Source organism: Hungatella sp. L36 (assembly GCF_014288035.1).
This window is the reverse complement of record NZ_JACOPC010000001.1, coordinates 694,823-708,195: the sequence shown is the minus strand read 5'-3', so window position 1 is coordinate 708,195 and position 13,373 is coordinate 694,823. Positions and strand designations below refer to the sequence as shown.

The window sequence follows — 13,373 nt, the reverse complement described above, 5'->3', positions numbered from 1 at the left end:
AGGAACTTGACCACCTAATAGCACTTTCTTGCCCTTTTCCTATATTCACTGGGCAGACAGCCGTAACGTTTCGCAAACGCCTTCGCAAACGCCCTGCTGTCCGAGAATCCGTGATTCACGGCAATATCCCCCAGCTCATGGGCTGTATGCACCATCTCCTTCACCGCGTACTCCACCCTCAAATCCTGCAGATAGTCGCGGTAGCTGATATTGGCATACCGCTTAAATATTCTGGATAAATACGTAGGGGAAAAACCAAAGCGGTCCGCCACCTTTTCTAAGGACAGTGCCTCGTCGTAATGATTTTTCATATACTCCGTAATCTCCGACAGCTTCTCCAAATGGATCTTCTGCCTGATAATATCCGGAGCCTGCGCCTGATCCTTGAACTCCGTGAGAAGCAGATACTTGACAAATTCAAACAGCCCGTTGACCTTCAGCTCCCAGGCATACGTTTTTCTCTCATACGTCCGGTACATCTCCATCACAAGACCCATCAGCTTCCCATTCTGCTCCCCCGATCTCCTGGAAAATGACAGATACGGCTGCTCCTGCAAGTAAACCTCAAATGTCTGCACAGGAATCTGCAATACCAGCGTCCGGTTTGGAAGCGGCGCGTCGATCGCGTGCACTTCATTGGAATTCACTATAATAAAGTCCTTCTCACCAATTGGAAAATGGTTCTCCCCCAGATAAAAATCGATCTTCCCCTCCATAACAAGAAAAATCTCAATCGACCGATGCCAGTGACTGGCCCTCTTATACTTCCCCTCTCCGCCCTCAAAGAGAAACAGCTTAAACGGCAAATTATCATTCGGTATAATCATCTCATGGCTGGAATCCATCTCTTCTCCTCTTAACATTCTTAAGACAGTCTCTGCAACTGACTCTGATAGAAAAAACAGGCCATCCACTGTATCCATTGGCCTGCCTTTCCGGGTTACCCTGTTATCTTTGTTCCAAAAGTTTTTTCAAACGTTCGATTTCCTTCTGCTGCTCCTCTATCTCCCGTTTACGTTCCTCTATCTCCTGCTGCTGTTCCTCCATCTCCCGTTTATGTTCCTCTATCTCCCGCTGCTGTTCCACAATCTCCCGTTTACGTTCCTCTATCTCCCGCTGCTGTTCCTCTATCTCCTGCTTCTGTTCCTCTATCTCCTGCTTCTGTTCCTCAATCATATACTGCACTGTATTTCTATCCAGAATCTCCAATGCTTTCGAATACATACCCACCAACTCCTCTGGTTTTACCTGAAATTGAGCTATCTCTTCGTAAATTTCGCGGAAATCCGGGTATCTCTCTATAATTCTCATGATATCCTCCGGCCTGTCAGAACTTAAGAAGAGCAGCCATGCCTCTATTTCCTCATTTAAATTGTAAGTGATTTCCCGGAAAACATCAAGAGCCACAAAAATATATTTCTGCAGTAAATCCAGTTCCAGCCCCGTATCAAACACCTGGCTGGAGCGGTGAATATACTGTCCGGCTATTTTGTGAAAATCCGCGCTGCTGTTCTCAATCAGGACAATGGTATACACATTCTGAAGCTTCTTATATGTAGACCCATTCTCTTTCCTGCCTTTTATCCGGCTATACTGCCGGAGTATCAGATCAGAAGAATAGCAGGCGGCCCGCTCTCCCGGAAATGCGTAGCCAATACGCTGAATTTCAATGTTCACCAATTCTCCGCTCTCAAGTTCTGCCAGTACATCCATAATCAGCAGAGAGCCTTCCGCCGTAATCCGGTTAGATTCCGGGGATAACACCCGTTTTACCGCCACCTTCTGCTTCATAATGCAGGAAAGCATCATGGATAAGCGGTCATTGTGTACATCCGGATCAAAAACCAGTTTAAAAAAGGGATCATAACTGATTTTCAGTCCGCTGCTTCCCATGGAAAACCCGATCAGCTCCTCCTGAAATTCATTCGTCAGGAGTTGAAACTTATGCCATATATCCGGATTGGTTTTCAGCATATCCAACACCTGTTCTCTGCTTCTTGTCATCAGCGGGAATAATGGCTTTCCGGTCTGTGCGTTCTGTGCCTCCCGTCCCTTTAATCCTCCTTGCTTTTTTTGACTTTCTAATACCTGTTGTGGTTTCACCTGTGCCATATGCACTTTCCTCCTTAGATTCCTGCCTCTGAGCTTGCGGCCGATACAGCCATGAACGGTTCTGCAAATCACGGTTCTAAATAACCATTTTCCGACAATCCAAATACCGATTAGAATTACATAGAAATGTGTCTAAAATTCAGCAGAAGATATCTGCCTGAATGAGTTTATTATACCTGATATTTACTATATTTTCAAGTATATTTTACTATTTATGAGATTATTTTTTCACTAAACCTCCGATTACCCATTTAATTAGTGTCCGCAAAAGTTTCTGCAAAAATTCGCAGTGCAAAGAGTCTGCCTTACTGGACTTTCACACCGGAGCACGTTTTCTATAGCAGCCATTCTCCCCTGGCGCAGAGTACGGTCCTCGCAAAGCACATGAAACACAAAAACCGCCCGCACAGGATCAGAAAGCGATCCCATGGGGGCGGCGTAGCTTTTGCATATCTATAACTCAGAAATTATTCCTCGTCAGAATAAACCGGTGCATCTTCATCCATCTGAGACATATCCTGCATCTGAAGAGCCTTCATGCTCAGGCTGATCTTTCTGTCGTCTTCGTTGAAGTCAACAACCTTAGCCTCGATCTCCTGGCCGATGGATAATACGTCAGATGGCTTATCTACATGGTCTCTGGAAATCTGAGATACATGAAGCAATGCATCTACACCTGGTTCCAGCTCAACGAATGCGCCGAAATCAGTCATACGTGCAACTCTGCCGGTTACAATATTGCCTGCTGCGTACTTCACAGCGGCATCCTTCCACGGATTGGTCTCCGGGAACTTTAAGCTTAATGCGATCTTATCACCATTGATATCCTTGATTAAGACTCTCATCTTCTCGCCGGCTTTGAAAACCTTCTTCGGGCTCTCAACTCTTCCCCAGCTCATCTCGGAAATATGAAGTAAACCATCTGCGCCGCCAAGGTCGATGAATGCACCGAAATCGGTTACGTTCTTAATCGTTCCTTCTACGACATCTCCCGGATGGATTCTCTCAAATAATTCTTTCTGCATCTCGGCTCTCTTGGCAACCATAAGCTGCTTTCTGTCACCGATAATTCTTCTTCTCTTCGGATTGAATTCGGTAATTACGAATTCGATCTCCTGGTCTGCATACTTGGATAAATCCTTCTCATATGTGTCGGATACCAGGCTTGCCGGAATAAAGACTCTCGCCCCTTCCACTACTACGCTTAAACCGCCGTCCAGAACAGCAGCTACCTTTGCGGTAAGAACCTCATGGTTCTCAAACGCTTCTTCTAATCTCTTGTTTCCTCTGTCAGCTGCCAGTCTCTTGTAAGATAACGCAACCTGGCCTTCGCCATCGTTTACCTTAACGACTTTCGCTTCCATCTCATCACCAACAGATACAACAGTTGCGAGATCTAAATTCTGGTCATCCGTGTACTCATTACGCGGGATGATGCCGTCGGATTTAAAACCTATATTCAAGACGATTTCATCTTCTTTGACGTCGATGACTTTACCTGTGACGATCTCTCCTGTACGTATTGTTTTTAATGATTCCTCTAACATTTGTTCAAAACTTAACTCTGACATTAGTATGAACCTCCTCGATAATATGATTCGGGGTTGAAGCCCCGGCTGTAATACCTACGCTGCGCACAGAACTTATACATTCAGGATCTAAATCACCTAGTGTCTGGATATAGTAAGTGTTCTTACATTCCTTTTGGCATATCTCGTACAGCTTCTGGGTATTGGAACTCGTCTTCCCACCAACCACGATCATGGCGTCCACTTCTGAAGCTATCCGTCTTGCTTCCACCTGTCTCTCCTGTGTTGCATTGCAAATCGTATTTAAAACAAGTATATCATAACGCGTTTTAGAAAATTTTTCAACTAAATCTTGAAATTTCTTGTAATTAAATGTCGTCTGGGACACGATACACAGCTTTTCACCCTCTGAAAACGGCAAATTGTCCACTTGGTCGGGTGTTTCCACCACTAAAGTATTATCATTTCCCCAGCCTTTAATACCCTGCACCTCCGGATGCGATTCATTTCCAATGATGATCAGGCGTCTTCCCGCCTGATTCTGTTCCTGTGCGATCTTATGAATCTTCTTCACAAACGGGCAGGTGGCGTCCACAATCTCGATGCCGTTCTCTTCCAGAATATCGTAAACATGCTTTCCCACACCGTGGGAACGTATGATGACGATTCCGTCGCGGAGTGCCTTAAGCTCCTCCTCTGACTCGATGACCCGTACGCCCTTTTCCTCAAAATCCTTTACCACTTCTTCGTTGTGGATGATCGGACCGTAGGTATAAATCGGTTTTCCGGCGTGCTCTATCTGTTCATAAACTTTGTCCACGGCGCGTTTGACGCCGAAACAGAAGCCCGCGGTCTTAGCAACAATCACTTCCATAACGTTTTGTCTCCTCACTAGCCAATCCCTTTTTCGGCCGCCAGCCTGAGTATCCAGCCGATCACCTCGTCGATGGTCAGGCCGGAGGTATCGACCAGAACCGCATCCTCTGCCTGCTTCAGCGGGGAGTTTTCTCTGTGCATATCGCGGTAATCTCTCTCCGCAATCTCCTTTTCGATCTCCTCCAGGCTGCACGGCTCGCCCTTTTCAGTCAGCTCGTCGTAGCGGCGTTTTGCCCGCACCGCCGTGCTCGCTGTCAGATAAATCTTTAAATCCGCCTCCGGGAGCACGCACGTTCCGATGTCCCTGCCGTCCATGATGACATTCTCATTTCTGGCCAGTTCCTTCTGCAGCTCCACCAGCTTCTCGCGGACTGGTAAGTATATGGAGGAGGCAGAGGCCATCTGGCTGACCTCCTCCGTCCGGATCAGACCGGATACATTTTCTCCGTTTAATATCACCTGCTGGGCGCCGTCCTCATAGGAAATGGTGACGCCCACCTCTTTTACCGCCTCTGAAATCACGGCTTCCTCGTCCGGTCTGATTCCTTTTCGTAAAAAATACAGCGCCATGGCCCGGTACATGGCTCCGGTGTCCACATAGACGAAGCCGAGCTTCGCAGAAACAGCCTTTGCGATGGTACTCTTGCCTGCCCCTGCCGGGCCGTCTATTGCAATGTTATAAATCTTTGACATCCTTGACTCTCCTTTTATCTATGGGGACGCGCCCCTCTCTGTCTCTTCTGACTCACAGGCCCACATCTGACTCACACACGTCTCTTCTGCCGCGCAGGCGCACGTCTGACTTCCAGTCATTCAGGATCCGGCCTGGCAGCCTCGCTTCCGGCCGTCCAGGCGGTAGACCAGGCGATCTGGAGGTTAAAGCCTCCTGTCACCGCATCCAAATCGAGCACCTCCCCGGCAAAGTAAAGCCCGGAAACCAGCTTCGACTCCATGGTAGAGGGATTCACCTCTTTCACAGATACGCCGCCCTGCGTAATGATGGCCTCGTTATAATCGCGAAGCCCCGTAATCGTCACGGTAAATGATTTCGTCGCCTGGATTATCTGTTTCCGTTCTTCCCTGGTGATCTCATTCACCTTCTTTTCCGGAGAAATCCCGCTCCGTTCCACCATGACCGGAACCAGCTTGGATGGGAATAAATGAACCAGCGCGTTCTTAAACTGCTTGTTTAAAGTCCCCTCAAATTCACGGAGCAGCCGCGCATCCAGCTGTTCCTCCGACAGCGCCGGTTTTAAGTCGATGACGAGAGAAAGCGGTCCTTTCTTCAATTCCTTCACGGCGTAGCTGCTGGCGCTTAAGAGCACCGGGCCGCTGACTCCGTAATGGGTGAAAAGCATCTCCCCGAACTCCCGGTAGATCACCTTTTTGCCGCGCATCACCACAGCTTCAATGTTCTTTAAGGAAAGGCCCTGCAGCTCCTTCACCACCGGTTCCTTCACCACAAACGGCACCAGGGCCGGTGAAAGCTCCGTCACCGTGTGCCCGGCCGCTCCGGCAAACCGGTATCCGTCCCCGGTGGAGCCTGTAGTCGGATACGACAGGCCGCCGCAGGCCACAATCACCGCATCTCCGTACACCTTCGTCTCCGCGCCGCCCTTTTTCAGGAGAATCCCGCGGCACCGGCCGTCTTCCAGAAGAAGCTCCTTTACCTCCGAGTGAAGGTGAACCTCCGCTCCCAGTCTCCCAAGCATTCCGGACAGCGCCTTAATCACGTCCGAAGACTTGTCGGACACCGGAAATACCCGGTTTCCCCTCTCGGTCTTCAGCGGACAGCCCGCCTCCTCCAGAAGTGCCATCATATCAAAATTATTAAATCCATAAAAACTGCTGTAAAGGAATTTGGAATTTGTCACCACATTCCGGAACAAATCCTCGGTGTCGCAGGCATTGGTCACATTACAGCGCCCTTTGCCCGTGATAAAGACCTTTTTCCCCAGCTTTTCATTTTTCTCAAAAATATGGACGGTGCCGCCATTCCTGGCTGCTGCAATGCCTGCCAGCATCCCCGCGGCGCCACCGCCCACAATGATTACTGTTTTCATTTCCTGCCTCCTGCTCCCTATTAATTTACACTAAAAGACAGGAAAACACAAGCAGGACTAACTGTTATTTTTTGCCGCACGCCTTTACCCGCTCCTCCAGAGCATCGACCACAGTCCTTAAGACCTTCACGCGGGCATAGTACTTGCAGTTGCCTTCCACGACAACCCACGGCGCGTACGTTGTGGAGGTGCGCACCAGCATCTCGTTGACAGCGGTCTCGTACTGGTCCCATTTTTCCCGGTTTCTCCAGTCCTCGTCCGTAATCTTCCACTCCTTCGCCGGATTCTGCTGGCGTTCCTTGAATCGGCGTTCCTGCTCGTCCTTGTCGATATGGAGCCAGAACTTGATGACCACGGCCCCGGCATTGGCCATGTGGGCCTCCATCTCGTTGATTTCCTGATAGGCCCGCTTCCAGTCCGCCTCCGAACAGAAGCCCTCGATCCGTTCCACCATGACGCGGCCGTACCACGTCCGGTCGAAGACGGCGATATGGCCCGCCTTCGGAACGTTGTTCCAGAACCGCCACAGATAATGGTGCACCTTCTCGATATCATTGGGAGAGGCGGTCGGGTTCACACGGTATCCGCGTGGATCCAAATGACTGGTGAGCCGTTTGATAGCGCCGCCCTTTCCGCCTGCGTCCCAGCCCTCAAATCCTAAAACCACCGGAATTCTCAGGCGGTAAATCTCGCTGTGCAGAAACTCCAGGCGCTTTTGGAGCCGGTCGATCTCTTTTTTATACTCTTCCTTGGTCAGCGTCTTCGTCAGATCCACACCGGAGAGCACACCGTTTTGATATCTCTCTTCCTTCACCGGAGGTTTCTCCGACACTTCCGGCTTCGGAGCCGCTTTCTCTCTCAAGGCCGCCTCGAAGCGGTCCGCTACAAGGGTCATGATCTTGGCGGCGGCGTAATCCTTGTCCGTCGCCTCGATGATGGACCACGGCGCACGCTCCGTATCGGTCTTCTGAAGCATCTCCTCGTTGATCTCCAGATAACGGCCATACTCCTTGTTCCTCCGCCAGTCGTCCTTCGTCACACGCCAGGACGTCTCCTTGGAGTCCTCCAGCTTCTTGAAGCGCTTCTTCTGCTCTTCCTGGGAAATATAGAGGAACAGCTTGATGATCACCATTCCGCCGTCATCCAGCTGGCGCTCAAACGATAAAATATCCTGAAAGGCCTCCGGCAGATTCTTCTCCTTGATCTGTCCGTCGAACCGTTCGATCGTCACCTGGCGGTACCAGCTCCGGTCGAAGATGGCGATCCGGCCGTCGGCCGGTGTCTTGGTCCAAAATCTCCACAGGAACGGGCGAAGCTGTTCTTCCTCGGTGGCCTTGCTGTTGGCAAAGACCTCGAATCCTCTGGGATCCATCGCCTGAATCAGCCGGTTGATCTGCGTTCCTTTTCCGGCCGCACCCATGCCTTCAAACACGATCATGACAGGGATCCCCGCCGTTCTCAGTTCCCGCTGCAAAAGGCCCAGTCTTTCGCTCTGCTCTCCGATGACCTGCTTGTACGTATCTTTATCCATTTTCTTCGATAAATCAATTTTTTCCAGCATAACCCGTTCCTCCTTCAATTATTCTTCCGTGAAAGCCTGTTTTCCTGCCAATCAGGCTTCTGTCTTCTCAAACACCTTTGCAACTTCCTTCATGACCTCGCTTACCTTGATCATCTGCGGACATTCCTTCTCGCAGTGGTGGCAGGAGCGGCAGTCGCCCGCCTTCTTTTCCAGAGCCTCGTACTCCGCCCTGGCATCTTCCTCCCTGTGCGCCGCAGTCATGTTGTACAGCGAGAATATCTTCGGGATATCCAGGCCAAATGGACATGGCATACAGTATCTGCATCCGGTACATCCCACCAAAGCCATGGAATCAAAGACGCGCTTTGCCTCCTTTACCACCTCTTTGTCCTGCTCCGTCGCCATACCCACGCTGCTTCTCTTCGCGTACTCCAGATTCTCTTCCACCTGCTTTTCATCGCTCATTCCGCTGAGCAGCAGGCTGACCTCAGGCTGATCCCAGAGGAAATCCAGCGCGTACTCCACAGGAGACTTGTCCTCCGGAAATACCTTCTTTAAATGGGATGCCGGATTCGCCAGCCTCCCGCCCAGCAAAGGCTCCATGATCACCACCCCGAGGCCTCTCTCAGCGGCATACTTAAGCCCCTTTGTTCCGGCCTGGTGCTCGGTGTCCACGTAATTATACTGAATCTGGCAGAAATCCCATCCATCATAATAATCTATGATATCCTGAAACACGTCATATGAATCATGGAAGGAAAATCCAAGATAGCGGATCTTTCCCTCAGCCTTCGCTTTTTCCATCCGCTTAATCAGTTCAAACGGCTTTACCTTATCCTCCATGCGTTCGCCGCTCAAGGCGTGAAGCAGATAGAAATCGATATGATCCGTGTTCAGCTTCTCCAGCTGCTCATCCAGCAGAGTCTCGAAATCCTCCGCCTTCTGAAGCTTCCATACGGGACATTTTGTCGCCAGATACGTTTTCTCCCTGTAGCCGTCCGCCAGCGCTTTTCCCACGATCCTCTCGCTCTCTCCCTGATGGTAAGGATAAGCGGTGTCAATGTAATTCACGCCCTCATCGATGGCATGACGGATCATCCCGATGGCGCGTTCCTCATCAACCACCTCATCGTGAAGCAGTGGAAATCTCATGGTTCCGAACCCCAGCGCTGACACTTTAATTCCTGTTTTTCCAAAATTGCGGTATTGCATCTTAGTCCTCCCTGATGTATAAAATTTTGATTTTATTTTACCACATATTTCCTGTATTCTAAAGTATTTTCTGGCAGTTTCCCTGTTTTTCGTCACTGTTCAGACCAGAAACTATTTCGCAGGCCGCAGACAGCCGTTCAGGCCCCATATATTTATCTGCACCGGTTGTAAAATAGTTACATATCTGGTAAAATAGGGTATCAACAAAAGAAAGAGGTGACTGTTATGCAAAAATACGTTTGTGAGCCATGTGGATACATATATGATCCGGCTGATGGAGATCCGGACAACGGTATCAATCCAGGCACAGCTTTTGAAGATCTTCCTGAGGATTGGGTATGTCCGATCTGCGGAATGGGCAAAGATGTCTTTGTTCCGGAGGATTAATAAGTACTGCAGAAAAACCGGTTCGCACAGGCTTTTAAGCCTCAGTGCGGACCGGTTTTTCATTTGGATATATGGTATACCATTTATCAGATTTCGGTTGAGATAAAGATATCGTAGATCGCCTTGATGGCCGCCTCAAAATCTGCATTCTTAACGCCGATAATGATATTTAACTCACTGGAGCCCTGGTCGATCATCTTGACGTTGACACGGGCGTGGGCCAGCGCGGAGAAGATTCTTCCGGCCGTGCCTCTCGTGGCCTTCATGCCGCGTCCCACGACGGCAACTAACGCCAGGTCAGATTCCAGTTCCACGAAATCAGGCTCGACCGCGCGGTGGATTCCCGCGATCACGGACTGTTCGTATTCCTCAAATTCGGACTGATGGACAAATACGGTCATGGTATCGATTCCCGAAGGCATATGCTCGAAGGAAATGCCGTATTTTTCAAATACCTCCAGGACCTTGCGGCCGAACCCTACCTCGGCGTTCATCATGGCTTTCTCAATGTTGATGGAACAGAAGCCCTTCTTGCCCGCAACTCCCGTTATGGTATAGCGCGGCTTCCTGCAGGTGCTCTCCACGATCAGAGTGCCCTTCTCCTCCGGCCTGTTGGTATTGCGGATGTTGATCGGAATGCCTTCTTTTCTGACCGGAAAGATGGCGTCCTCATGCAGAACGCTGGCTCCCATGTAGGCCAGCTCACGGAGTTCTCTGTATGTAATGGTCTCAATGACCTCCGGATTATCGATGATGCGCGGATCGGCTACGAGGAAGCCGGAGACGTCGGTCCAGTTCTCATACATATCAGCATGGATGGCCTTCGCCACAATGGAGCCTGTGACATCGGATCCGCCTCTTGAGAACGTGCGGATGCTTCCGCTGTGAGTGGCGCCGTAAAAGCCCGGAATAACCGCGCGCTCCACATGCTCTAAGCGCTCTCCCAGCTCACGGTTGGTGATATCCGCCTCGAAGCTGCCGTCTTCATCGAAGAAGATGACCTCTGCCGCGTCGATGAATTCATAGCCTAAATAGTTGGCCATGACGATGCCGTTTAAGTACTCGCCTCTGGATGCCGCGTAATCACGGCCGGCCTTCTTTAAGAAATTCTCCTCGATGGTCTCGAATTCATGATCCAGATTCAGGTTTAAATCGAGTCCGTCGATGATCTCCATGTAACGGCTCTTAATCTTCTCCAGAATCTTCTTGTAGCTTTTTCCCTCGGCCGCCGCATCGTAACACTGATACAGCATATCCGTAACCTTCTCGTCCTTGTCGTTTCTCTTGCCCGGCGCGGATGGAACCACATAGCGTCTGCTCTTTTCGGAGCGAATGATGTCCCCAACCTTCTTAAACTGTCTTGCACTGGCCAGAGAACTGCCGCCGAATTTCACAACCTTTTTCATGTTTTCTTTCTCCTCTGTCACATATCCAATTTATTTAACGGAAATAATATCGTACTTGCCGGGCGCTGTCAAGTGTTTTGTAAAACGGTTTTTTCAGCCTCCTGGCGCGCGGCCAGAACTTTATGATGCTTCAGCCAGCCTCCCGACGCGACACGCGCGACGTAGACCACCGCTCTTACGGCCCAGTCCAGAACCATGGCAATCCAGACACCGATCAGCCCCATGCCAAGATACCGTCCCAGAATGAAGCTCATGGCAATCCGGCACAGAAACATGGACGCAATGGTAATGCACATGGCGAATTTCACGTCATCTGCGGCTCGCAGGGCATTGGGAAGCGCAAAGGATGGCGCCCAGATCAGCACGCAGCATAGCCCATGAAGCGTGCAGATGATTCTGGCCAGCTCCGCCGTCTGTTCTGACACATGGTAGAAGCCGATAATGTGCGGCAGAAATACCAGCATCGGAAAACAGATGAGGAAGTGCGCTCCCATGATGAGGAAAATAAAGTTCTTTGCATACCGTTTCGCCTCCTGATACCGTTTCGCGCCCACGGCCTGCCCCACCACGGTTATCATGGCCAGGGAGATGGCGCTGCCCGGAATCACCTGAAAGGAACAGATGGTTCCCGCCACCGCATTGGCGGCAATGGAGGTCGTACCGAAGCTGGAGACCAGCCCCGCCACAAGAAGCTTACCGCCCTGAAAGAGGCCGTTTTCCACTCCCATGGGAACTCCGATCCCCATGATCCGCCGGATGATGGCAGGATGGAAGCCCAGATGAAAGTTTTTGTCGATGCACAGCGGAAGCTTCGGATTCCGGATCACCCACACCAGAATGACTGCCGCGGTAATTCGTGACAGCAGCGTGGAGATCCCAGCCCCGGCCACCTCCAGATGAAAGCCGTAAATCAGAATGGCATTTCCCACAATGTTGATCCCGTTCATCAGCATGGACACCTTCATGGATATCCCGGAATTACCCATAGAACGGCAGATGGCCGCTGACCCGTTATACACTGCCAGAAACGGGAACGACAGCGCCGTCAGGTAGTAATACGTTCTGGCATAATTCATGACGGACGGTTCGATCTTCCCGTAAATCGTCCGCAGAATCTGGTAGTTGAACAGTAAGGACAGCACCATTAAAACCGTTGAAAATACCAGAACCACAAGAATCAGCTGATTGGAGGCCTTTAACGCCTCCTCCCTGTTTTCGTCCCCCAGCTCCTGGGCCGCGATGACAGCGCCTCCGGTAGCCATGGCGGTAAACACGTTGATCAGCAGAATATTAAGCGTATCCACAAGCGAAATTCCCGAGACCGCGGTCTCCCCCACTCCGGCCACCATGATCGTATCCGCCATTCCCACTAAGACGGCGAGAAACTGCTCGATGATCAGCGGCAGAATCAGCCGCCTGATGGCTGCCTTCGAAAATATCGGTGCTTCTTCCATTTCTCTCTCCCTATTGTATACTGCCCTCCGGCTTCTTATGACCGTTTCGAAGCATTCGGAGGATTCGTCTGTTTGCCGCGTCATTTTGTTTGTCTGACACGGACATCCATCCCGAAAAAGAGTCGTCCTGATTCGCCTCGCCGCAGATGTCCACACCCAGAATCCGGCGGCTCTCCAGGCATCGGTACGCCCTCTCAAGCTGTTCCAGCGTCATGGTTCCCTGATCCCAGTCAGTCACCACTTCCTTCCGCCCGAACACGTCCTTGTCTATGGACAGATACACGGCCTCCGACACCTCTGTTTCCAGAGCCTTAAGCCATGATTCATCTGCCCCGGCCGCGCTCTCCGAAAACACCTGCACGCGGTCCTCATACTCTGATTCTACGGTATCTGCCAGCGAATCCGCGACACCGATCAGGATCACCTTTTTTAAGTATGGCTGGTCGTCCAGAGCCCGTTTGATCCAGCAGCCGCAGGACAAAAGTCCGGCAAATATAGAAGGCTTCATATCCGTATGATGGTCAAATACCACCAGGGTAAACGGCTCCCGGATTTTCCTCATCATGAGATAGCTTAAATAGTGGAAATTTCCGCCGTCTATAAAGTGAATCCAGCCTGACAGCCCACTGATCCGCGCCTCAATCTCCTTCATGGATGCCTCATCACAGAATCCGTTTACCCCGGACAAATCCGAACAGTCAATCCATTCACAGTCCCCATCTTTATAGAAGCTTTCTCTTTCGTAAACTCCTGTAAAATTCAGCACTGAAACTGATATCATCGTTCTCTTCTCCCGATTGGTCTTTCCTTTC

The 13,373-nt window shown here is 50.5% G+C and carries 12 protein-coding genes; 1 reads left to right on the top strand and 11 read right to left on the bottom strand.

Annotated elements, in window-relative coordinates; all coding sequences use genetic code 11:
• Positions 1-14: 14 nt before the first annotated feature.
• The 8 genes from H8S80_RS03025 to H8S80_RS02990 all read right to left on the bottom strand — a co-directional run bounded on the left by H8S80_RS03025 (position 15) and on the right by H8S80_RS02990 (position 9,314).
• Complete coding sequence (locus tag H8S80_RS03025; RefSeq protein ID WP_242840496.1) at positions 15-923, bottom strand: AraC family transcriptional regulator; 909 nt, start codon at positions 921-923, stop codon at positions 15-17.
• Between the two features lie 25 nt (positions 924-948).
• Positions 949-2,112: a PD-(D/E)XK nuclease family transposase gene (locus H8S80_RS03020; RefSeq protein ID WP_207729766.1), complete on the bottom strand. Its 1,164-nt coding sequence runs from the start codon at positions 2,110-2,112 to the stop codon at positions 949-951.
• A 467-nt stretch (positions 2,113-2,579) separates the two neighbouring features.
• Positions 2,580-3,683, bottom strand: coding sequence for a 30S ribosomal protein S1 (gene rpsA, locus H8S80_RS03015; protein ID WP_002600372.1), 1,104 nt, complete (start codon positions 3,681-3,683; stop codon positions 2,580-2,582).
• A complete protein-coding gene (gene ispH, locus H8S80_RS03010; RefSeq protein WP_002600373.1) occupies positions 3,664-4,515 on the bottom strand; it encodes a 4-hydroxy-3-methylbut-2-enyl diphosphate reductase in 852 nt (283 codons plus the stop codon). The genes rpsA and ispH overlap by 20 nt, the downstream gene beginning before the upstream one ends.
• Positions 4,516-4,532: 17 nt before the next feature.
• Positions 4,533-5,210 carry a (d)CMP kinase gene (gene cmk / locus H8S80_RS03005; protein ID WP_002600374.1) on the bottom strand — a complete coding sequence of 226 codons (678 nt, stop codon included), beginning with the start codon at positions 5,208-5,210 and terminating at the stop codon, positions 4,533-4,535.
• A 116-nt stretch (positions 5,211-5,326) separates the two neighbouring features.
• The gene (locus tag H8S80_RS03000; protein ID WP_117630202.1) at positions 5,327-6,580 is read right to left on the bottom strand and encodes a BaiN/RdsA family NAD(P)/FAD-dependent oxidoreductase; all 1,254 of its coding nucleotides are present in this window, start codon (positions 6,578-6,580) and stop codon (positions 5,327-5,329) included.
• A 64-nt stretch (positions 6,581-6,644) separates the two neighbouring features.
• Entirely contained in the window at positions 6,645-8,141 is a 1,497-nt protein-coding gene (pap, locus tag H8S80_RS02995) for a polyphosphate:AMP phosphotransferase (protein ID WP_002600377.1), read from the bottom strand.
• Between the two features lie 51 nt (positions 8,142-8,192).
• Entirely contained in the window at positions 8,193-9,314 is a 1,122-nt protein-coding gene (locus H8S80_RS02990; protein ID WP_117630201.1) for an aldo/keto reductase, read from the bottom strand.
• A 225-nt stretch (positions 9,315-9,539) separates the two neighbouring features.
• Between H8S80_RS02990 and rd the strand changes: the two genes are divergently transcribed.
• A complete protein-coding gene (rd, locus tag H8S80_RS02985) occupies positions 9,540-9,701 on the top strand; it encodes a rubredoxin (RefSeq protein ID WP_002600379.1) in 162 nt (53 codons plus the stop codon).
• A gap of 86 nt (positions 9,702-9,787) precedes the next feature.
• Here rd and H8S80_RS02980 read toward each other — a convergent pair whose 3' ends face one another.
• The 3 genes from H8S80_RS02980 to H8S80_RS02970 all read right to left on the bottom strand — a co-directional run bounded on the left by H8S80_RS02980 (position 9,788) and on the right by H8S80_RS02970 (position 13,342).
• On the bottom strand, positions 9,788-11,107 hold the full coding sequence (locus H8S80_RS02980; RefSeq protein ID WP_002600380.1) for an aspartate kinase: 1,320 nt from the start codon (positions 11,105-11,107) through the stop codon (positions 9,788-9,790).
• A gap of 68 nt (positions 11,108-11,175) precedes the next feature.
• Positions 11,176-12,561, bottom strand: coding sequence for an MATE family efflux transporter (locus tag H8S80_RS02975; protein WP_117630200.1), 1,386 nt, complete (start codon positions 12,559-12,561; stop codon positions 11,176-11,178).
• 10 nt (positions 12,562-12,571) lie between these two features.
• Positions 12,572-13,342, bottom strand: coding sequence for an arginase family protein (locus tag H8S80_RS02970; RefSeq protein WP_117630199.1), 771 nt, complete (start codon positions 13,340-13,342; stop codon positions 12,572-12,574).
• Positions 13,343-13,373 lie beyond the last annotated feature (31 nt).

Bases quoted from the DNA above. Each gene is read 5' to 3' on its own strand.
- rd (WP_002600379.1), top strand. From the start codon at position 9,540: ATGCAAAAATACGTTTGTGAGCCATGTGGATACATATATGATCCGGCT.
- H8S80_RS03020 (WP_207729766.1), bottom strand. From the start codon at position 2,112: ATGGCACAGGTGAAACCACAACAGGTATTAGAAAGTCAAAAAAAGCAA.
- H8S80_RS02975 (WP_117630200.1), bottom strand. From the start codon at position 12,561: ATGGAAGAAGCACCGATATTTTCGAAGGCAGCCATCAGGCGGCTGATT.
- H8S80_RS03025 (WP_242840496.1), bottom strand. From the start codon at position 923: ATGGATACAGTGGATGGCCTGTTTTTTCTATCAGAGTCAGTTGCAGAG.
- H8S80_RS02980 (WP_002600380.1), bottom strand. From the start codon at position 11,107: ATGAAAAAGGTTGTGAAATTCGGCGGCAGTTCTCTGGCCAGTGCAAGA.
- H8S80_RS02970 (WP_117630199.1), bottom strand. From the start codon at position 13,342: ATGATATCAGTTTCAGTGCTGAATTTTACAGGAGTTTACGAAAGAGAA.
- H8S80_RS02990 (WP_117630201.1), bottom strand. From the start codon at position 9,314: ATGCAATACCGCAATTTTGGAAAAACAGGAATTAAAGTGTCAGCGCTG.
- pap (WP_002600377.1), bottom strand. From the start codon at position 8,141: ATGCTGGAAAAAATTGATTTATCGAAGAAAATGGATAAAGATACGTAC.
- H8S80_RS03000 (WP_117630202.1), bottom strand. From the start codon at position 6,580: ATGAAAACAGTAATCATTGTGGGCGGTGGCGCCGCGGGGATGCTGGCA.
- cmk (WP_002600374.1), bottom strand. From the start codon at position 5,210: ATGTCAAAGATTTATAACATTGCAATAGACGGCCCGGCAGGGGCAGGC.
- rpsA (WP_002600372.1), bottom strand. From the start codon at position 3,683: ATGTCAGAGTTAAGTTTTGAACAAATGTTAGAGGAATCATTAAAAACA.
- ispH (WP_002600373.1), bottom strand. From the start codon at position 4,515: ATGGAAGTGATTGTTGCTAAGACCGCGGGCTTCTGTTTCGGCGTCAAA.